The 19,415-nt window shown below is 62.0% G+C and carries 16 protein-coding genes and 1 riboswitch; all 16 genes read right to left on the reverse strand.

Annotated elements, in window-relative coordinates:
- Window positions 1–2 precede the first annotated feature (2 nt).
- The 16 genes from ACPPVV_RS03610 to ACPPVV_RS03685 all read right to left on the reverse strand — a co-directional run bounded on the left by ACPPVV_RS03610 (window position 3) and on the right by ACPPVV_RS03685 (window position 19,405).
- Window positions 3–632, reverse strand: a complete 630-nt coding sequence (locus ACPPVV_RS03610; RefSeq protein WP_426702112.1) for a glutathione S-transferase family protein — start codon at window positions 630–632, stop codon at window positions 3–5.
- A gap of 74 nt (window positions 633–706) precedes the next feature.
- Complete coding sequence (locus ACPPVV_RS03615) at window positions 707–2,581, reverse strand: ATP-binding cassette domain-containing protein (protein ID WP_426702113.1); 1,875 nt, start codon at window positions 2,579–2,581, stop codon at window positions 707–709.
- 102 nt (window positions 2,582–2,683) lie between these two features.
- Complete coding sequence (metK, locus tag ACPPVV_RS03620; RefSeq protein WP_426702114.1) at window positions 2,684–3,883, reverse strand: methionine adenosyltransferase; 1,200 nt, start codon at window positions 3,881–3,883, stop codon at window positions 2,684–2,686.
- A 332-nt stretch (window positions 3,884–4,215) separates the two neighbouring features.
- The gene (metE, locus tag ACPPVV_RS03625) at window positions 4,216–6,507 is read right to left on the reverse strand and encodes a 5-methyltetrahydropteroyltriglutamate--homocysteine S-methyltransferase (protein ID WP_426702115.1); all 2,292 of its coding nucleotides are present in this window, start codon (window positions 6,505–6,507) and stop codon (window positions 4,216–4,218) included.
- A gap of 194 nt (window positions 6,508–6,701) precedes the next feature.
- Window positions 6,702–6,911, reverse strand: a riboswitch (cobalamin riboswitch).
- Window positions 6,912–7,446: 535 nt separating this feature from the next.
- A complete protein-coding gene (locus tag ACPPVV_RS03630) occupies window positions 7,447–7,977 on the reverse strand; it encodes an REP-associated tyrosine transposase (RefSeq protein ID WP_426702116.1) in 531 nt (176 codons plus the stop codon).
- 272 nt (window positions 7,978–8,249) lie between these two features.
- The gene (gene dusB / locus ACPPVV_RS03635; protein WP_426702117.1) at window positions 8,250–9,236 is read right to left on the reverse strand and encodes a tRNA dihydrouridine synthase DusB; all 987 of its coding nucleotides are present in this window, start codon (window positions 9,234–9,236) and stop codon (window positions 8,250–8,252) included.
- 70 nt (window positions 9,237–9,306) lie between these two features.
- Window positions 9,307–10,578, reverse strand: a complete 1,272-nt coding sequence (locus tag ACPPVV_RS03640; protein WP_426702118.1) for a nucleoside permease — start codon at window positions 10,576–10,578, stop codon at window positions 9,307–9,309.
- Window positions 10,579–10,966: 388 nt separating this feature from the next.
- Window positions 10,967–11,563 carry a uracil-DNA glycosylase family protein gene (locus ACPPVV_RS03645; RefSeq protein WP_426702119.1) on the reverse strand — a complete coding sequence of 199 codons (597 nt, stop codon included), beginning with the start codon at window positions 11,561–11,563 and terminating at the stop codon, window positions 10,967–10,969.
- Between the two features lie 12 nt (window positions 11,564–11,575).
- Window positions 11,576–12,946: an FAD-binding oxidoreductase gene (locus tag ACPPVV_RS03650; protein ID WP_426702120.1), complete on the reverse strand. Its 1,371-nt coding sequence runs from the start codon at window positions 12,944–12,946 to the stop codon at window positions 11,576–11,578.
- Window positions 12,947–13,197: 251 nt separating this feature from the next.
- Window positions 13,198–14,934, reverse strand: a complete 1,737-nt coding sequence (locus ACPPVV_RS03655) for an XVIPCD domain-containing protein (protein ID WP_426702121.1) — start codon at window positions 14,932–14,934, stop codon at window positions 13,198–13,200.
- Window positions 14,931–15,455 carry a hypothetical protein gene (locus ACPPVV_RS03660; RefSeq protein WP_426702122.1) on the reverse strand — a complete coding sequence of 175 codons (525 nt, stop codon included), beginning with the start codon at window positions 15,453–15,455 and terminating at the stop codon, window positions 14,931–14,933. Before ACPPVV_RS03660 ends, ACPPVV_RS03655 begins: the two co-directional genes overlap by 4 nt.
- Window positions 15,456–15,703: 248 nt before the next feature.
- Window positions 15,704–15,964, reverse strand: a complete 261-nt coding sequence (locus ACPPVV_RS03665; protein WP_426702123.1) for a hypothetical protein — start codon at window positions 15,962–15,964, stop codon at window positions 15,704–15,706.
- Complete coding sequence (locus ACPPVV_RS03670) at window positions 15,961–16,596, reverse strand: hypothetical protein (RefSeq protein ID WP_426702124.1); 636 nt, start codon at window positions 16,594–16,596, stop codon at window positions 15,961–15,963. The genes ACPPVV_RS03665 and ACPPVV_RS03670 overlap by 4 nt, the downstream gene beginning before the upstream one ends.
- Before the next feature lie 243 nt (window positions 16,597–16,839).
- The gene (locus tag ACPPVV_RS03675; protein ID WP_426702125.1) at window positions 16,840–17,286 is read right to left on the reverse strand and encodes a hypothetical protein; all 447 of its coding nucleotides are present in this window, start codon (window positions 17,284–17,286) and stop codon (window positions 16,840–16,842) included.
- 54 nt (window positions 17,287–17,340) lie between these two features.
- Entirely contained in the window at window positions 17,341–17,793 is a 453-nt protein-coding gene (locus tag ACPPVV_RS03680) for a hypothetical protein (protein ID WP_426702126.1), read from the reverse strand.
- A 334-nt stretch (window positions 17,794–18,127) separates the two neighbouring features.
- Window positions 18,128–19,405 carry an XVIPCD domain-containing protein gene (locus ACPPVV_RS03685; protein WP_426702127.1) on the reverse strand — a complete coding sequence of 426 codons (1,278 nt, stop codon included), beginning with the start codon at window positions 19,403–19,405 and terminating at the stop codon, window positions 18,128–18,130.
- Window positions 19,406–19,415: the final 10 nt, after the last annotated feature.

Consider the following 19,415-nt stretch of genomic DNA (forward strand, 5'->3'; position numbering starts at 1 on the left):
GGTCAGGCCCACTCGACCAGGCCTTCGATGTCGCACAGCTTCTTCCACGATGGTCGTGGCTTCAGCCGTGTGGCCAACGCAGCGAGTTGCGGCCATGCCGTCGCTGGGCGCGGCATGTTGCGCGACCAGCGCATCAACATCAACGCATACAGGTCGACCACGCCGAAGTTGTCGCCAAGCATGTACGGCCCGTGCGCGGCGAGGTGGGCGTCGAGGTGCGACCAGCATCTCTCGATGCCGGCGCCGGCAGCCTGCTTGATCGTGTCGGCGCCTTCGGGCAGGTGATCGGCGGGATAGAACCACTGGCGGAACAGCGGTTGCAGCGAGTTCGCGAAGTACAGCATCCATTGCAGGTAATCCGCGCGTCGCGCACTACCTGCAGCCGGCACTAGCGCCGCATCGGGATGACGTTCGGCCAGCAGCATCGCCAGCGCGGCGGCCTCGCCATGCGGCATGCCGTCGATCACCAGGGTCGGCACGACGCCGTTCGGGTTCAGCGCCAGATACGCTGCGCCACGCTGTTGGCCGGCGTCGAGGTCCACCCGTTCCAGCGTGTGTGGCGTGCCGATTTCGAGCAAGGTGAGGTGCACCAGCATGCTGGCCGAACCGGGAGCGTAGTAGAGCGTGTACATGGCGGGCGTCCGCGGAGTCGATCCGCTGATGATACGCCGCCGCGCAGTCGCGTCGGCGGCGCGCGGCCAGCTGTTTAGCCGTCCAGTTCCGCCCAGCGCGCGTACGCCGCGTCGAGCTCGGCCTGCAGTGCCAACAGGGTTTCGTTCGCCTTGACGATGGCGCCACTTTCCTGCTGGAAGAAAGCGGGCTCGTTCATCGCCGCCGTACGACTGGCGATGTCGCCTTCCAGCTGCTCGATCCGCTTCGGCAGCTGCTCCAGCTCGTGCTGCTCCTTGAAGCTGCGTTTGCGTTTGGCCACTACCGGCTCAGCCGGTGCCGGGCTCGCGACGGCCGGCTTGCCGGCTGAAGCTGCGCCGCGTGGGTCGGGCCGCTGGCGCAGCCAGTCGCTGTAGCCGCCCACGTATTCGCCGATCTGTCCGTTGCCTTCCAGCACCAGCGTGCTGGAGACCACGTTGTCGAGGAAGGCGCGGTCATGCGAGACCAGCAACAGGGTGCCCTGGTAGTCGGTGAGCAGCTCTTCCAGCAGTTCGAGGGTTTCCACGTCCAGGTCGTTGGTCGGCTCATCCATCACCAGCAGATTCGACGGCTGCGCAAAGAGCTTCGCCAGCAACAGACGGTTGCGTTCGCCGCCGGACAACCGGGTGATCGGTGCGCGCGCGCGTTCGGGCGAGAACAGGAAATCCTGCAGGTAGCCGATGATGTGCTTGCGCTGGCCGTTGAGCTCGATGAACTCGCGCCCTTCGGCGACATTGTCCAGCGCGTTCAATGTGTCGTTGAGCTGCAGTCGGTGCTGGTCGAAGTAGGCGATCTGCAGGCTGGTGCCCAGGCTTGCCTCGCCACGCTGCGGCTTCAAGTCGCCCAGCATGATCTTCAGCAGGGTGCTCTTGCCGGCGCCGTTCGGGCCGATGATGCCGATGCGGTCGCCGCGCATGATGGTGGTGGAGAGATCGTCGATCAGCACGCGGCCACCATAGGCCTGGTGCACATGCTGCAGGTCGATCACCTTCTTTCCGGAGGACTGCGCGGTGGCCAGCGCCATCTTCGCGTTGCCGGTGAGGTTGCGTCGCTCGGCGCGCTCATTGCGCAGCGCCTTCAACGCGCGCACGCGGCCTTCGTTGCGGGTGCGCCGGGCCTTGATGCCCTGGCGGATCCACACTTCCTCCTGTGCCAGCTTCTTGTCGAACAGCGCGTTCGCCTGTGATTCGGCGTGCAGGCGCTCCTCGCGGCGACGCAGGTAGTTGTCGTAATCGCCCGGCCAGTCGGTCAGTGCGCCGCGGTCGATCTCGACGATGCGCGTGGCCAGCGCGCGCAGGAAGCTGCGGTCATGGGTGACGAACAGGATGCTGCCCGCGAACTGCTTCAGGAAGGTTTCCAGCCAGCCGATCGCCTCGATGTCCAGATGGTTGGTCGGCTCGTCCAGCAACAGCACATCCGGCTTGCGCACCAGCGCCTGCGCCAACAGCACGCGACGCTTCATGCCGCCGGACAGCGCGGCGAAGTCCGTCTCGGCCGGCAGCTCCAACTGGGTGATCACCTCGGTGACACGGCGATCAAGGTCCCAGCCATGTTGCGCTTCGATCTGATGCTGTACATCGCCCAGCGCGTCGAAGTCGGCCTGGGTGTGCAACTCGTGCAACAGGTGGTGATAACGCGCCAGCAGTCGGCCAAGATCGCCGAGGCCTTCGGACACCACGTCGAACACGGTGCCTTCGGTGCCGTGGGGCACTTCCTGCGCCATGCGCGCGACCACCACGCCGTTCTGGATGCGCACCTCGCCGTCGTCGGCATGCAGCTCGCCGGCGATCAGCTTCATCAGGGTGGATTTGCCTTCGCCGTTGCGACCGACGATGCAGACACGCTCGTTCGCTTCGATCGACAGATCGACATGTTCGAGCAGGAGTGGGCCGCCGATGCTGAAGTCGACGCGTTGCAATTGGATAAGAGACATCCGGCCATTGTAGCGGCAGCCGTGCCCGGGACCGCGTCGCCATGGTCCAAAAAGAAACGGGCCGCACAGAGCGGCCCGTTTCCTGGTGGCGCGGGATGATGCTTACTTCAGCTTCGCATCCTTGCGCAGCGCCTCGGCGCGGTCGGTCTTTTCCCACGAGAACGTGGTGTAGGACTTGCCGTTGGCGTCCTTGACCAGCTGCGGAGTACGGCCGAAGTGGCCGTAGCTGGCGGTCTGCTGGTACATCGGGTGGATCAGGTCGAGCATCTGCAAGATGCCATAAGGGCGCAGGTCGAAATGCTTGCGGATCAGCTTTTCGATCTTCTCGTCGCTGATCTTGCCAGTACCGAAGGTGGTGACCGAGATCGAGGTGGGATGCGCCACGCCGATCGCGTAGCTCACCTGTACTTCGCAGCGGTCGGCGATACCGGCGGCGACAATGTTCTTCGCCACGTAACGTGCCGCGTAGGCAGCCGAACGGTCCACCTTGGACGGATCCTTGCCGGAAAACGCGCCGCCGCCGTGACGAGCCCAGCCGCCGTAGGTGTCCACGATGATCTTGCGGCCGGTGAGGCCGCAATCGCCCACCGGCCCGCCGATCACGAACTTGCCGGTCGGATTGATGTGGAACTTGGAAGCCTTGTGCAGCAGCTTCGCAGGCAGCACCGGCTTCAAGATGTACTCGCGCACGGCCTCGATCAGATCCTTTTGCTTCACGTCCGGATCGTGCTGGGTCGACAGCACCACCGCGTCGATCGCGGTGGCAACGCCATTCTCATAACGCAGGGTGACCTGGCTCTTCGCGTCCGGACGCAGCCACGGCAGCGGCGAGTTCTTCTTCTTGCGGATCTTCGCCTGCTGCTCGACCAGGCGGTGCGAGTAGTAGATCGCCGCCGGCATGAAATCCTTCGTCTCGTTGGTGGCGTAGCCGAACATCAGGCCCTGGTCGCCGGCGCCCTGGTCTTGCGGGTTCTTGCGGTCCACGCCCTGGTTGATGTCCGGCGACTGCTTGCCGATCAGGTTCAGCACGCCGCAGGTCTCGCCGTCGAAGCCGACTTCGCTGGAGTTGTAGCCGATGTCGACGATCACCTTGCGGGTCAGCGCCTCCAGGTCGATCCACGCGCTGGTGGTGACTTCGCCGGCGACGATCGCCACACCGGTCTTGACCATGGTTTCGCAGGCCACGCGGGCGCGCGGATCCTGCACGAGGATCGCGTCGAGCACGGCGTCGGAGATCTGGTCGGCAACTTTGTCCGGATGGCCTTCGGAGACCGATTCGGAGGTGAACAGGTAGTTGGACATCGCGGTTTATATCCTTTCGTGCGGATAGAGAGATAAATGAAGTCGGGCATGATACAACGCCATCCCCGGTTTTGCAGCTTGCGCCGATTCGGATGATCGCGGGGTTAGGCGCATGTTCAGTCGTTTGGACGGCCATGGTGCGGCGCCTGGCAAGGGCCACGGGGCGCTGTCGCTGGAGTGACAGGATGGCAGTCAGGCTGCGCTGATTCGTCGCAGCGACGGCGTCTCGACGGTTCCAGGCAGCGGATTGTCGCTAGGCAGCGCGCGCTGCCGGCAGCCCATACCGGGAAATCCCTCCCCGGGGGGGAGGGATCCATGGTTGATGCGGAGGTCTAGATCGGCAGTTCGCGCTCGGCACGCAGCTGCCGGGCGCAGGCCACCATGCTTTGCAACGCCGGTTTCACTTCGGCCCAGTTGCGGGTTTTCAGGCCACAGTCCGGGTTGATCCAGAGCTGATCCAGCTGCAACACCTCCAGTGCCTTGTGCAACAGGTCGCCCATCTCGGCAGGCGCGGGCACGCGCGGCGAGTGGATGTCGTAGACACCCGGGCCGATCCCGTTGGGATAGCGGAAACGCACGAACGCGTCGAGCAGCTCCATGCGCGAGCGGCTGGTTTCGATCGAGATGACATCGGCATCCATCGCCGCCACCGCCTCGATGATGTCGTTGAACTCCGAGTAGCACATGTGCGTGTGGATCTGCGTGGTATCGCGCACGCCGCCTGCGGTAATCCGAAAACACTCCACCGCCCAGGCCAGGTAACTGGGCCAGTCGGCACGGCGTAGCGGCAACCCCTCACGCAGCGCAGGCTCGTCGATCTGGATCACGCCGATGCCGGCGGTTTCCAGATCGTGCACTTCATCGCGCAGGGCCAACGCAATCTGTCGGCACACGGTTTCGCGCGGCAGGTCGTCGCGCACAAACGACCATTGCAGCATGGTCACCGGCCCGGTCAGCATGCCCTTCATCGGCTTGCTGGTCAGCGATTGCGCAAAGCTCGACCAGGCCACGGTCATCGGTTCCCGACGGACGATGTCGCCCCAGATGACTGGCGGCTTGACGCAGCGTGAGCCGTAGCTCTGCACCCAGCCCAACCGCGTGAACAGATAGCCGTCCAGCTGTTCGCCGAAGTACTCGACCATGTCGTTGCGCTCGGGTTCGCCATGCACGAGTACATCCAGGCCGATGTCCTCCTGGTAACGCACCACCCGTTCGACTTCCTGTTTCAGCAGGGTGTCGTAGGCGGCATCGCCGAGTTTGCCGCTGCGATGCGCGGCGCGCGCCTTGCGCAACTCATCGGTTTGCGGGAATGAACCGATCGTGGTGGTCGGCAAGGGTGGGAGCGCCAGCTTCCGGGCTTGCGCGACGCGGCGCGTGGCGTAGGGCGAGCGGCGCAGGGTGATCTGCGGGCTGAGTTCGCGCAATCGTGCGCGTACGCCAGCATCGACCACGCCAGCCAGTCCGGCCTGGCCGGTCAGCATGGCTTGCTGCGCCGTGAGCGCGGCGAGCGCTTCGGGCTGACCGGCCAGTGCATCGGCGTAGACGCGCAACTCCTCGAGTTTCTGCCGTGCAAAAGCCAGCGATGCGCGTCGCTGCGGGTCCAGCCCGGTTTCCGCGGTGAGATCGATCGGCACATGCAGCAGGGAGCACGATGGCGCCAGCCACAGGCGATCGCCGCCGACACGGGCCCGTGCTTCACGCAGCAGTGGCAGCAGGCGATCGGGTGCGCTGCGCCAGATATTGCGGCCATCGATCACGCCGACACTGAGCACGCGCTCGGGCGGCAAGGTCTCCAGGACGGGCCCAAGTTGCGCGGGCGCACGCACCAGGTCGACGTGCAGTCCGCCCACCGGCAGGTCATTGGTCAGCGCCAGGTTGTCGCCCAGGGCACCGAAGTAAGTGGCCAGCAGGATCTTCGGCCCGTTCGCCTCAGCCAGCACTGCATAGGCTCGTCGATAGGCAGCGCGAGCGCGATCATCCAGGTCGAGCACGAGGCACGGTTCATCCAGCTGGACCCAGTCGGCGCCTGCTGCAGCCAGTTGCGTGAGCAGTTCGGTGTAAGCCGGCAACAAGGCGTCGAGCAACGCCAGCCGCTCGCTCCCGTCCACCGTCTTGGACAGCAGCAGGAACGATACCGGGCCGAGCAGCACCGGCCTCGCATCGAGGCCCAAGGTGCGGGCCTCAAGGAATTCGGCGACCGGCTTGTCGCCACTCAAGCTGAAGCGCTGGCCGGATTCCAGCTCCGGCACGATGTAGTGGTAATTGGTGTCGAACCACTTGGTCATCTCCAGCGCATGCAGGTCGTGGCCGCCGCGTTTATGCCCACGCGCCATCGCGAAATAGCCGTCCAGTTGATTCTCGGCAAAAACCGGCCGATAGCGATCCGGAATGGCATCGAACAGCACGGCGGTATCGAGCACATGGTCGTAAAGGCTGAAGTCATTGCACGGCACGACATCGACACCGGCGTCGCGCGCCAGCTGCCAGTGGCGTTGACGCAGGGTGCGGGCGGTGTCGAGCAGGGCGGTGGCGTTGCTGTCGCCGCGCCAGTGCGATTCGAGGGCGCGCTTGAGTTCGCGTTTCAGGCCGACGCGCGGAAAGCCGGAGTAGGTAACGAGTGACATGGATATTCCTCTTGCATGAAGGGCAAAGAGGAACGAAGGAGATGGCCGGCAGGATCGCCGCGCCGTTGACCTTCGCCCCCGCGGGCGAACCGGTATTGCCGCGGGCAAGCGAAGCCGGCACGAGGCCGTGGGGACGACGACGCGCAGGCTCCGGTGTTTCCCCGCGGAAACGCCAGGTCTGGCGGAAGCGCGTTCGCACGCTTCCGGCTGAGGCAGGTATTCGGGCTCGTGGACGTGTTGCGTAACCTACTGTCCGTCGCTTCCCGGATGCATGCATCCAGTGCCTGTGACGGAGTTCGTTTCCACATACCGCTGCGGGGCAGCGCCGGATTTGCACCGGCTTCCCTTGAGGTCATCGCTTCATTCGGATGAAGCGATGACTACCATCAGCGCGTCGCAAGTTAGACGTATGGACGTCCAAAGTCAATGTTCGTCGCCAATGTTTCCCGCGGCAGCGACTTCAGCCGCGATGCCTTTGGCCATGATTGAAGGAGAGCCGTCGCGGCTGAAGCCACTCCCACACTGACGGAGCCCGAACCGCCGTCCATGTTGTAGGAGCGACTTCAGTCGCGATGCCTTTGGCCAGGACCGAAGGAGAGCCGTCGCGGCTGAAGCCACTCCCACAATGACGGAGCCCGAACCGCCCTCCATGTTGTAGGAGCGACTTCAGTCGCGATGCTTTTGGCCAGGACCGAAGGAGAGCCGTCGCGGCTGAAGTCGCTCCCACACTGACAGAGCCCGAACCGCCCTCCATGTTGTAGGAGCGACTTCAGTCGCGATGCCTTTGGCCAGGACCGAAGGGGAGCGTCGCGGCTGAAGCCGCTCCCACAATGACGGAGCCCGAACCACCGTCCATGTTGTAGGAGCGACTTCAGTCGCGATGCCTTTGGCCAGGATAGAAAGGGAACTGCCGCGCCGAAGCCGCCCCAGCACGTTTGGTCAGAGAGCGTGGGCGCTGATACCACCACCCATGAAACAGGCATCCCAATACGGATAATCCATCGGATCCCGTACCAGCCTTGCCCGCACGGGATTGGCGATAATGTAACCAGTGACCTTCTCGACAGACTCGTCCCGGCGCAGGGCATGATCGTGGAAGCCCTTGGCCCAGAGGGGTCCTTCGAACGCGCACTGCTGTTTCACGATGTGTGCCGTGACCCCCTTCACGCGCTGGACAGTCGTCGAAAGGCCGACGTCCTCGCCGAGCTCGATCAGGCCATGCCAGTGATCAGGCATCAGCACCCAACTCAAGCAGCGACTGGGAAACCAGAGTGTGCTGGTGGAGAGAACGCGTGCGGCTGTGCGCGCCAGCGAGGGATCGAGGAAGTGTGGTTGGCGGCGATGGGTGACCGTGGTGAGCAGATAAAGCTGACCGGGTATGGAGCGTCGCCCATTGCGCAGTTGGCGATAACCCGAAATATGTGGATAGGTCATGCAATCAATCTGCATGAGCGAGATTAAGGCTGCCATGCGTTTTCGGCTCGCGGACGTGTGGTTGCTGTCTGGTTCGCCTGTAGGAGCATCGCGGCTGAAGCCGCTCCCACAGGACGGAGCCCTTGGTACTGTAGGAGCGACTTCAGTCGCGATGCTTTTAGCCAAGCGCGAAGAAAAGCTGTCGCGGCTAAAGCCGCTCCCACAAACGAAGCCCTTGGTCCTGTGGGAGCGACTTCAGCCGCGATGCCCTGCTCAAGGCCGAAGAAGACCTGTGGCAGCCGAAGCCACCCCCACAAGTCAAGCCCGGCTCAGGCTGCCAGCCGCTCGCCATTCGCCAGGGCGGCGAAGTAATCGCGGGTCAGCCGCAGTTGTTCGCTCGCGGTTTCCGCGCGGTTGACGACCTGGCGGAACGCGGCGTTTTCCGGCCGGTCTTTTGCGTACCAGCCGAGGTGCTTGCGCGCGATGCGCACACCGGCCTGTTCGCCGTAGAACGCGTATAGCTGTTCGAGGTGGCCGAGCAGGATGATGGCGACTTCGGCGGGTTCCGGCTCCGGTAGCAGCTCGCCGGTGGCCAGGTAATGGGCGATCTCGCGGAAGATCCATGGCCGTCCCTGCGCGCCGCGGCCGATCATCAGCGCGTCGGCGCCGGTAACGTCGAGTACGTGGCGGGCCTGCTGCGGTGTGTTGACGTCACCGTTGGCCAGTACTGGAATGCGCACGGCGGCTTTCACCGCGGTAATGGTGGCGTACTCGGCTTCGCCTTCATACTTGTCGGCGCGGGTACGGCCGTGCACGGCCAGTGCGGCGATGCCGCAGTCCTCGGCGATGCGTGCGATGTTCAGTGCGTTGCGGTTCTGGCGATCCCAGCCGGTGCGGATTTTCAGCGTCACCGGCACGTCTACCGCATCGACCACGGCCTTCACGATGCGAGCCACCAGCGGCTCATCCTGCAGCAGGGCGGAGCCCGACCACACGTTGCACACTTTTTTGGCCGGGCAACCCATGTTGATATCGATCAACTGGGCGCCGTTGGCGACGTTGAAGCGTGCGGCCTCGGCCAGCATCGTCGGATCATAGCCGGCGATCTGCACGCTGACTGGCTCGGGCTCACCGTCGTGGTCCATCCGTTGCAGCGATTTGCGCGTGTGCCACAAGCGTGGGTCGGCGTTGGTCATTTCCGACACGGCCAGACCCGCGCCCAGCCGCTTGCATAGCAGCCGAAACGGCTTGTCGGTGACGCCCGTCATCGGCGCGAGCACCACCGGCGGGTCGATCAGATAGGGACCAATACGCATCCGCGCATTGTAGCGTCAGCGCCGGGAACAGGCACTTGCCTGTCCCGCGGCATCGCTGGATTGAACCGGATCAGACCCTGTGCAGGCTGTCTGCCGAGGCGGTCGTGACGCCACTAACGTGCCTGTGCTTGAAGAAGATCATGAATAGCACAGCCACCACCAGCGAATACGACGCGAAGGTTGTCCAGATGCCATGCCAGTCCTTGCTGCCGTCGGCATGGGTGAACCAGGCATCGATGATCAGGCCGCTGATCGAGCTACCCAGGATCGCGCCGATGCCGTTGGTCATCAGCATGAACAGGCCCTGCGCGCTGGCGCGGATCGCCGGGTCGCTCTGCTCCTCGACGAACAAGGAGCCCGAGATATTGAAAAAGTCGAACGCCATGCCGTAAACGATGCACGACATCACGATCATCCACAGGCCTGGCCCGGGATTGCCATAGGCGAACAGGCCGAAGCGCAATACCCAGGCCAGCATGCTGATCAGCATCACCGTCTTGATGCCGAAGCGCTTGAAGAAGAACGGGATGGCCAAGATGAACAGGGTTTCGGAAACCTGCGAAATCGACATGATGATCGCGGGGTACCGCACCGCGATCATCCCCTTGTATGCGTCGACGCTGGCGAAGTCGTGCAGGAAAGTATCGCCGTAGGCATTGGTCAGCTGCAGCGCTGCACCCAGCAGCATCGCGAAGATGAAGAAAATCGCCATCTTGCTGTTCTTGAACAGCGTGAACGAGGTCAGCCCCAGCGTATCCAGCCACGAGGTGTGCGCCTGGCCGCGCAGGCGCGGCGGACACTTCGGCAGGGTGAACGCATACAGCCCAAGCAGCAGCGACGCGCCGGAGGCGACGTAGAACTGGCCGCCCGAGGTCTCCAGGTGCAGCAGGCTCACCGTCCACATCGCGGCGATGAAACCGACCGTGCCCCATACGCGGATCGGCGGAAAAACCAGCACGACATCCGCGCCGTCGCTCTTGAGTGCGTTGTACGCCACCGCGATCGCCAGCGAGATCGTCGGCATGTAGCACATCATGTTCAGCAGCATCACCCAGAACAGGGTGGCCGGATTGTCGATCGTCGGCACGATGAACAGCACGACCGCGCCGCAGATGTGCAACAGGCCGTAAAGCCTTTCCGCGTTGAGCCACTTGTCCGCGATCACGCCCATCAGCGACGGCATGAATAGCGAGGCGATGCCCATGGTCGAGAAAATCGCACCGAACTGCGCGCCGGACCAATGCCGGTACTGGAACCAGTAGGCCCCGATGGTGATCAGCCACGCGCCCCACACGAAGAACTGCAGAAAGTTCATGGCCACAAGACGGAGCTTGACGTTCACAGACGGGTATCCAGCATGTATGTCCCCTGACGAGGCCGGCGGAAGTTCCGTGGCCGATTGGATTCAGGCAGGTTAGAGGAAGCCACGGGGAACCGGCAAGGCGCGCCGCAGCGCCCGCGCGACACTTGCGGGGAAATGACAGCAGCGGCTACCGCGTATCGCCCTGAGATCCCTGTCCCGTAGGCGGGGGAAGGTAGGCGACAGGCCGGAACGGGCCTGGTGGCGCGGCCGCGCTTCAAACAACCTTGCTCCTGTGGGTGCGACTTCAGTCGCGACAGCTTTTGCACTCGGTTTTGGCCAGGAGCATCGCGACTGAAGTCGCTCCCACAAGACAGAGCCGGTTTCCTGTGGGAATGGCTTTAGCCACGACAGCCTCTCCGTGATCGTGTCAGGTCGATGTGCGCAGTGCGGCGGCGACACGTTCGCGCAGCACCGGCAGCAGCTCGGTCTCGAACCACGGGTTGCGCACCAGCCACAATCGGTTGCGCGGGCTCGGATGCGGCAGGGGCAGGCGCCCGTGGAGGAGATGTTCGCGCCACGCCTGCACGGTGTCGGTGAGGCGGATGCCCCGCGACATGCCAAGCAGTCCAGCCTGCGCGTACTGACCGATCACCAGGGTGAGCTGCACCCGCTGCAGCAATGGAAGCAGGCGCGGATGCCACGCCGGCGCACATTCCGGTCGCGGTGGCAGGTCTCCGCCGCGGCCGCTGCCGGGAAAGCAGAAGCCCATCGGCACGATTCCGATGCGGCTGGCGTCGTAGAAGGTCGCCTTGTCGATCCCCATCCAGTCACGCAGCCGGTCGCCGCTGACGTCATTGAACGGGATGCCGCTTTCATGCACCTTGCGTCCCGGCGCCTGGCTCACGATCAGCAACCGCGACGTCGCCGAGGCCTGCAGCACTGGCCGCGGGCCAAACGGCAAGTGGGGCTCGCAGATCCGGCAGGCGCGGATGTCAGCGAGCAGATCGCCAAGACGGTCAGTCATCGCGATTTCCGCTCACGGCAGCAGCTTGCCCGGATTGAGAATCCCATCCGGATCGAACGCTGCCTTGACCTGGTGCATCAGGGCCAGTGTGTTGGCTTCCACCGCCAGCGGCATGAATTCACGCTTGACCATGCCGATGCCGTGCTCGCCGGACAGCGTGCCTTCCAGCGAGATCACCAGCGCAAACACGTCGGCCAGGCAGGCGTGCGCGCGCTCGCGTTCGGCGTCATCGCGCGGCAGCAGGTTCACGTGAAGATTGCCGTTGCCGGCGTGGCCGAAGCTGACGATCAATACGTTATGTTGCGCCGACAACTGCTTGATGCCGTCGACCAGTGCCGGAAGGTGGCTGACCGGCACCACCACGTCCTCGTTGATCTTGTTCGGCGAAATGCGCCGCTGCGCCGGCGATAATGCCTTGCGCGCCGACCATAACGCCTGCGTCTCGGCGGCGGTTTCGGCAACGCGCAACTCATCGAGTCCGTCGCCACGGGCGGCGCGCGATACCGCCTCCACCGCCGAGGTCAGCGTCTCCGCCTCGCCGTCCACTTCGATCATCAGCATCGCACCGGCGAGCGGCACGCTGTCGCCGCCGTATTCATGCGCCAGCTTCAGCGCCACGTCGTCGATGAACTCCAGCGCGCACGGCGTCACCGGCTGCGCCATGATCCGTGCCACGGCGCGCGCCGCCGCGCCCACGTCGCGATAGGTCGTGCGCAAGGTGCGTACGGCCGAGGGTTTCGGGGTGAGCTTCAATGTGGCTTCGGTGATCAGCGCCAGCGTGCCTTCCGAGCCGATCAGCAGTCGCGTGAGGTCATAACCTGTCGCGCCTTTGCTGGTATAGGTGCCGCAGCGAAAACCTTCGCCGTTACCGGCCACCGCGCGCAAGCCCAGCGTGTTCTCGCGCGGGCTGCCGTACTTCACTGTACGCGGTCCGGCCGAGTTGCAGGCCAGGTTGCCGCCGATGCTGCACCACGGCGCGGACGATGGATCGGGTGGCCAGAAAAAGCCGTGCGCCGCCAGCGCCTGTTGCAGATCGCCGTTCAACACGCCCGGTTCCACCACCGCCAGGCGATTGTCCGGATCGATCCGCAGGATCCGGTTCATCCGCTCGAAACTCACCACCACGCCACCATCCACCGGCACCGTGGCGCCGGTGGTATTGGTACCCCGGCCACGTCCGATCACCGGCACCCCGTGGGCGCGGCACGCCTGTACCAGGGTCTCGACCTGCACGTGTTCCGTCGGAAACACCACCGCATCCGGCAACGCATGCCGTCGCGAGTTGTCATAGGAATAGGCGATGCGCTCCGCGTCGCCGGTGGCGAGCGAGTCGGCAGGAAAGATGGCCCGGAGGCTGTCGAGCAGGGCAGGCGGCAACGTCATCGGACAAGTTTAGCGCCGAACCTTCAGCAACTTCGCCAGTCGGGTCGAGGCTCCCTGTTTGGCTATGGGGCAATGGGCAGGGGCAACTGGGTCATCTGTCGCAGCGGTGACCGGAGTTGATCCTGCATGCAAGTGTGCGCGAAGCGCTGTTGCCGAGCGCGAGATGATGGACCTGGCGCGATCTGTCATGACCAGTGCCACCAAATGGTCGCCGTGCCGATCGGGCGTACGACGTTGCTCGGTGAAGCAGGCTACAGGCCCATTGCAGGGTGGGGTGATTGTTGGCCTCGCTCCTCCTGCGCGATCTGTGGCGCGTGCGCAGGGTCCGACTGCTTCTCTTGCATGGTGCTCTGCCATGCGGCACTGCTCTGTTCGATGGATGTGTTGCTGGCCTTTGCCGTTTCCACATGGGTGATCTGCTTGAACGACGAATTCAATTCACCTTGCACGGCAAAGGTCCGTGCCGCGTCATTGCTGAGCACGACGTGGTTGACCACCTGCATGCCATCGCGCCGCGCGGCCACTACGAGGGCGGCGGCGAGGTTGTCACTGAGCTGATCGGGTGTTCGATGGTGTTCGGCATCCAGCCGATGCACGGCGTCGCGCGTCTGCTGGTAGAGCGGGTGATCCGGGTGCGTAGTGTGGTCCAGCCGCTGCGGGCCCGCGGCCGGTGTCGGCTTGTTGTCGAACCACGAGCCGGGATGACGCAGCGTATCGAATGCCTGTGATGCTTCAGTGGCCAGGGATTGCGCGGCATGTTCCGCAGCGTGCACGCCGCGCGAAACATTTTCGCCGACCGTATGCGCGACATTTTCCGCTGCATGCTCGACGGCCTGCGCTGCATGCTGCACACCATGCTCGACGGCACGCGCGCCTTGCGTTACTTCATGGGCAACATGCTGAGCGCCATGTTCGACGGCATGAGCTCCTTGGGATAAGGCACGCTCCGTCGCGTGAATACCTTGCAGCACATTGTCGTGGACGGTATGCGCTACGCTCCTGGCCGTGTGTTCGACTGCTTGCGCCGCATGCTGCGCTCCCCGCTCGATAGCGTGCATGCCTTGCACTGCTTCATGAGCGACGTACTGCGCACCATGTTCAACAGCATGGACGTCTTGCTTGATTTCATGAGCAGCGACTCGGCCCAGCGCAGCACCAGTCTCCACGGCCACCTTGGGTATCTCCCAGCTCGCGGACAAACCGGTGCGAAGATCCATGACATCGTTGCGATAGCGGTCGATCATGCCGTGATGCGCACGGTAGCGCGCCTCGCTTTCCGGGTTGATGATCGAGTGACCGAGGGTCTTGCTGTCCGGCACGAAGTTGTCGATGCTGTGCGCGCCGAGATCGATTGCGCCGACAGGGTTGCGCGGCGTCAGCAAGCCGCCGTCGTCCCGATAACCTGCCATGTGCAGGTGCTCGATATCCTCCGGTGCGGCGTAGGTGTGCACCGTGCCGAAGTGCCGGCTGGCCGCACTCACCACATCGGTGGCACGAACATGGTCGATCACCTGGCTGCCGCCTTCAGGAATACCTTGCAGCAGGTCGACAGCGCCGTAAGCGTTGAACGTTTCGCCGTGCAAGCCGTATTTGTATGCGGTGATCTCCGCCAGGGTGCCGCCGAGAGAGTGGCCGGTGACGGTGATGTTCAAAGGGAGCGCGCTTTTTTCCGCTTCTCTCTTTGCATCCTCAATGACTTTCTTCGTGAAGGCCATGGCATCGGCGGTCTGGAGATTTACTCCAGTGAAGACCATGCCGCCGTCGGTCAACACTCCGTCGCGGCCAATTTGTTCGGTGCCACGATGAGCGATGATGATTTCACCGGTATCGACGCGGGCGTATGCGGTGCCCTGATATCCGGTGACGGGATCGCTGGAGTGGCTGAGGACTTTGTATACAATCCCGCCCAGGGTGACTTTCTGGTTCTGCTTGCGATCCTCGTACGAATCCTGTGACAGGAGAGCGTAGTCATCCGAGCTGATAGTCATTGGAAGGCTTCCTTTGATGTCAGCGTCACGGTGAACAGCTCGCGCTGTATTTCCTGCTTGAAATAGCTGCGTTGCGTGTTGCCGATTTCCGAACGTTCAGTGCCGGCATCCAGATAGTCCCCCTTCCAGAAATAGGTGGTCTTTGAGCCTTGTCTGGCCAATTCGTCGGAAGATAGATCGGGGGAAAACCTGACTGCGCCCTTCTTCAACTCGGTGACCACAGCGACCATGGACCAATGGCATACACCCAGGCCGTAATAGTCCTCGTCCTGCAAGAGGTCGCTATAGACCGTACCTCTGTATTCGTCGTCACTGACGCGAGTAAGCGCAAGTGGGATGTTGTCCTCCGGTGGCACGGTGGCGCCGCTGACCGGCTGAAGCGGGACACAGCGCTCGTTGGCCACCCGGTACTGCACAAAGCCAGTCACCGAATCGAACGCTCCCGGCGCGCCCTCGATCTTGATGGTGATTTCGTAGCGCATCCGGGGATGTGGATTTTTTTTTATATCGGGCTTTTTCATGGAGGCACCACAGGCAGAGGTGATCAGGACCAGAGACAGGATCAAGAAGGAAGTCAGTCGTATTGACATAAGAGTCCGATTCTTCCGATGTGAGCATTCATGTTTTATCCGAAGTTATCCGAACAATGTGGCAACGCCATCACGTTGTATCTCTCGCCCAAGCTTGCGGAGTGGGGGGATTATGCGGTGACCTGGCGAATGCATGGCTTTGGGGAGCACACGCTGTGTAACGCCATGGCATCGGGTGTTTACAGGTTCATTCCAGCCAAGACCACGCCACCATCCGTAAGAACGCCATCGCGGACGATCTGCTCAGTGCCGCGATGAGCGATGATGATGCCATCGGTTCCTACGCGTTGATAGGCGACGCCCTGATACTCGGAGACCGGGTCGCTGGTCTGGTCGAGGACCTTGTAATCGATGCCTGCGATCGAAAAAATTTGACTGAGTTGGTGGTCCTTGTACGAATCCTGGGCCAACAAAGCGTATGTATCGGTAGCTGCCGTCATTGGAAATCTTTCTTCGCTGACAAGATCACCGGGAACATGTCCTGCCGCCACTCAGGCTTGAGATTCTTGTATTCGGCAGGCAGTACGCCGCTGATTACCGGAGGTGCCGACTCGCCGCGGTCAGCCGCTTCGAATTGCTTCTTGCTGAAATAGCGGGTTTCGGACGCTTGTTTCAGAATGTTGTCCACGAGAAGATCAGGGCTGAAATCAACCTTCCTGAGCTTCAGTGAAGCCGTGGCTGCGACTACCGCCCAGTGACAGACGCCAAGGCCGTAATAGGCCTCGTCCTGAAGCAGATCGACGTAGATCGTGCCCTTGTAGACGTTGTCGCTGACATGCAATAGCTCAAGCGGAACGCTTTTCTCCGGCGGCAGCGTCGCACCACTGATGGGAGTCAATGGCACGCAGCGGTCGTTCGACACCTTGTACTGGACAAACCCACTGATTTCATCGAACGGCCTGGGCGCGCCCTGGATGGTCATGGTGATTTCGTAGCGCATCTTCGGATGCGGATTCAGCTTGATGTCAGGACTTTTCATAGATGAGCCACAGGCGGAGGTGATCATGACCAGAGAAAGAATCAGCGAGGAAAGCAGGCGCTTTGACGTGGCTGTCAGGCTTGTTTGATCCATGGAATTTGTCCGGGCTAAAAATGAATCCTTGCGAATGCCGAATTGGTATCTATGCGCCGCTTGTCTACAGTTTTTTAGCGAATTGATTGAGCTCTCGAAGAATAACGAATGTCTTGGAGCAGTACGTCCATCACGTCACATGGCAGGAAAATGCAGGCTTTAAATAGGCTCTTAGCCACCGTGTCTTAGGTGCTGCAGCACCTAAGACACGGCAATCCAAAGGCTTGGGGAAACCTCCTGAACTCAGTCCGCGAAAAGTCGGGTATTTGCCCCGGTTCCTTCTACACGAACTTTACTGCCTTCGTGGAGCCCCTTGATGTTCTGTGCTTCTTGCACGGTTGGAAGGACTTTCCCGCCATCAAGCCGCAGTTTCACCATGTAATGCGCCGCAGGCCCTTGATCCCCGACTTTGGCGGCAAGATTGTCGCCCGCCTGCTGTCCGGCTTGCGTGGCACCAGCGCCAAGCATGTGGCCAGCTTCGCCACCGCGGACCGCAAACAGCGTGCCGCCGAGCCCTCCCAGCATCCCGCCAATCTTGCGTTTGGTTTTTGTCGCGGTGGTCTCGTCCTTGCCTCGATTGTCGATTGACTGGATCGCCGTAACGACGCCATGGCGGGTCTGCTGAGCGTGGGCCGTGGCGAACGAAGTGATCAAAATGATGATGATAATGCTCAAAAGAGGTGATTTCATGATGGCTTCCTGCGCTATTAAATGTAGGGTTGTTTCAGTTGAACTTGCTAAATATCAGGATTTTGGTTCACCCCAATACCTGAGAAAACGTCGACAAGCGTTGCCGTCGTATTCGTAACGCCGGATGATTCCTTGTTCATCAGCATAAAATGTGATCGTGCAATCAATTTTCTGAGGAACGTATTCCCTTTCTGTATGCAAGCTTTCTTGCATGACGAGTTCACCTTGAGGACCCGTGCCAACGGGTGCCCAGCCATCCGAGACGTCATAGGAGTGTACGTAAGCGTCCTGACCGAAGGTATAGGAGTATGCGGTTTCATTAGTCTTGGTGACTTCTGACGTTGTGAAACCGCTATCGACTGGCCACTGGGTAAGTAACACGCTCGCGTCGTGGCCAATCCAGCTTTCAGCAATGGCGGTAGAGGCTTTATCCTCGTGTGAGGATGCTATCGCCACCAAAGTGTGGCAGGAGATGGTAAGGCCGATGATTAAAATAGTAAGGCGCATGGAACAATCCTTGTAGACACTGCGAAGAACTGATTTGTAATGTTGACGTTTTTTTAAGGCGTCAGCTGGCGCTAAACGTTGCGGGTTTTTGCAAGTTGTGACTCACGGTGAGAGCGACAGTGACGATCACTACCACCCGCACCAAGTTGGTCACCAAAGCCATTATCGACTCGCGCGACTTTTGCCGGGCGCGTAGCCGGAGTGAGCCTTTAGTGAGCGCGAGGACGACAACCCACAGCCGAAGCAGATGCCACCATGAAGGCGGCATCTGCCGGGCATCGGCGATTGGGCGCGTGTCGACGACGTGATTCGTGGTCACGGTTCGACTCTTCCCTTACATGCTCACGGCGGGGTGGGGCAGTTCTTGCAGTGTTGGCTGTGCAAGGGTGTTGGTCTGATGGGAGATCATGGCCGCTGCGGCAGCGTTGCTCTGCTCGATCGGCGTATGCACGGCCTGCGCGGTGGCTACGTCGGCCAGTTTCATAAGTGGCAAAGCGTTTTGCGCGGCGAAGGTGCGCGAACCGTCTTCGCTGAGCGCGACAGTGTCGATACGGGTCAGCCCTTGTGCTTTGGCGGCAACGGTGAGAGCCGCAGCGAGGTTGATGCTTTGCTGGTCCGGCGTACGTCCCATGCCAGCGTCGATCTTGTGCACGCCGACAAGTACCTGCTGATACAGGGCGTGATCGGGATTGCGTTTGTCGTCCAGAGCCGGCGGCACTTTGGCCAGCATCGCCGCATGCATGGCTAACCGCGTGTCGTGTCCCACTTTGCCGTCCACTGGAACCAGATGATGATCGCGCTGGAAATTTTCCACCGCATGTTTGGTATCAGATCCAAAGTGGCCAGTCGAGGGCAGTGATTTTCCGTCCGCGCCGGTATAGCCAAGCTTGTTCAGGTCGTTTTGCAGTGCGTGCACGGAAGCGCCGTTCGCGCCTAGAGTGAGCACCGTTTCGGTGGCGGCCTTCGATGTGTCGTGATGAGATGATTTGGCGGACTCGAGGGGCAGGCCTACGTCTCCCTTGGACAAGCGTTCCATGACCTCGGGCGTGAGATTTTTCTGCCATTTCTCGAACTGCGCCTGACGTGTGTCCAGCCCGTTGTAGCCGCCATTGATAGCCAGCGTGGCCGCTTTTACATCGGCATGAGCTTTTTCTGGCACACGGTTTTCCCAGTACCACGTGGCGATCTTCGAAGCGTTCTTCGGATCGCTGGCGAGGTCCGGGTCTTTAACCAGATCGAGTCCCAGCGCCTTGCCGGCAGCTTCGTAGTTCTCTTTGCCGGTCAGTTGCATGTAGCCGCGCCCGCGGTATTTGTATCCATCGCCGGGTTGGTCGTTGCCCATGCGCCCGCCATACATCAGCTCGGCTAACGCTTCGGGCTTGCCTTTCAATGCATCCACCCGGGCAGCTTCCAGCGCCTGGTCGCCCTCGCGATGCGCATATTTGACCGGAATCTGGGAAATACCCCGTGTGTATCGAAACCCTTCTTCCAGGCGAGTCAAGCCTTGCGATTCGGCGGAGACCTGCGCCATGAAATTCGCCAGCTCCCTGGGCGAAGTGATGCCTGCCTTGGTGGCGTCCACTAACAACTGTGCTTCACGATCCGTAGCCATGTGTAACTCC

Source organism: Rhodanobacter sp. Col0626, assembly GCF_049994385.1.
In the GTDB taxonomy this organism is placed as follows: domain Bacteria; phylum Pseudomonadota; class Gammaproteobacteria; order Xanthomonadales; family Rhodanobacteraceae; genus Rhodanobacter.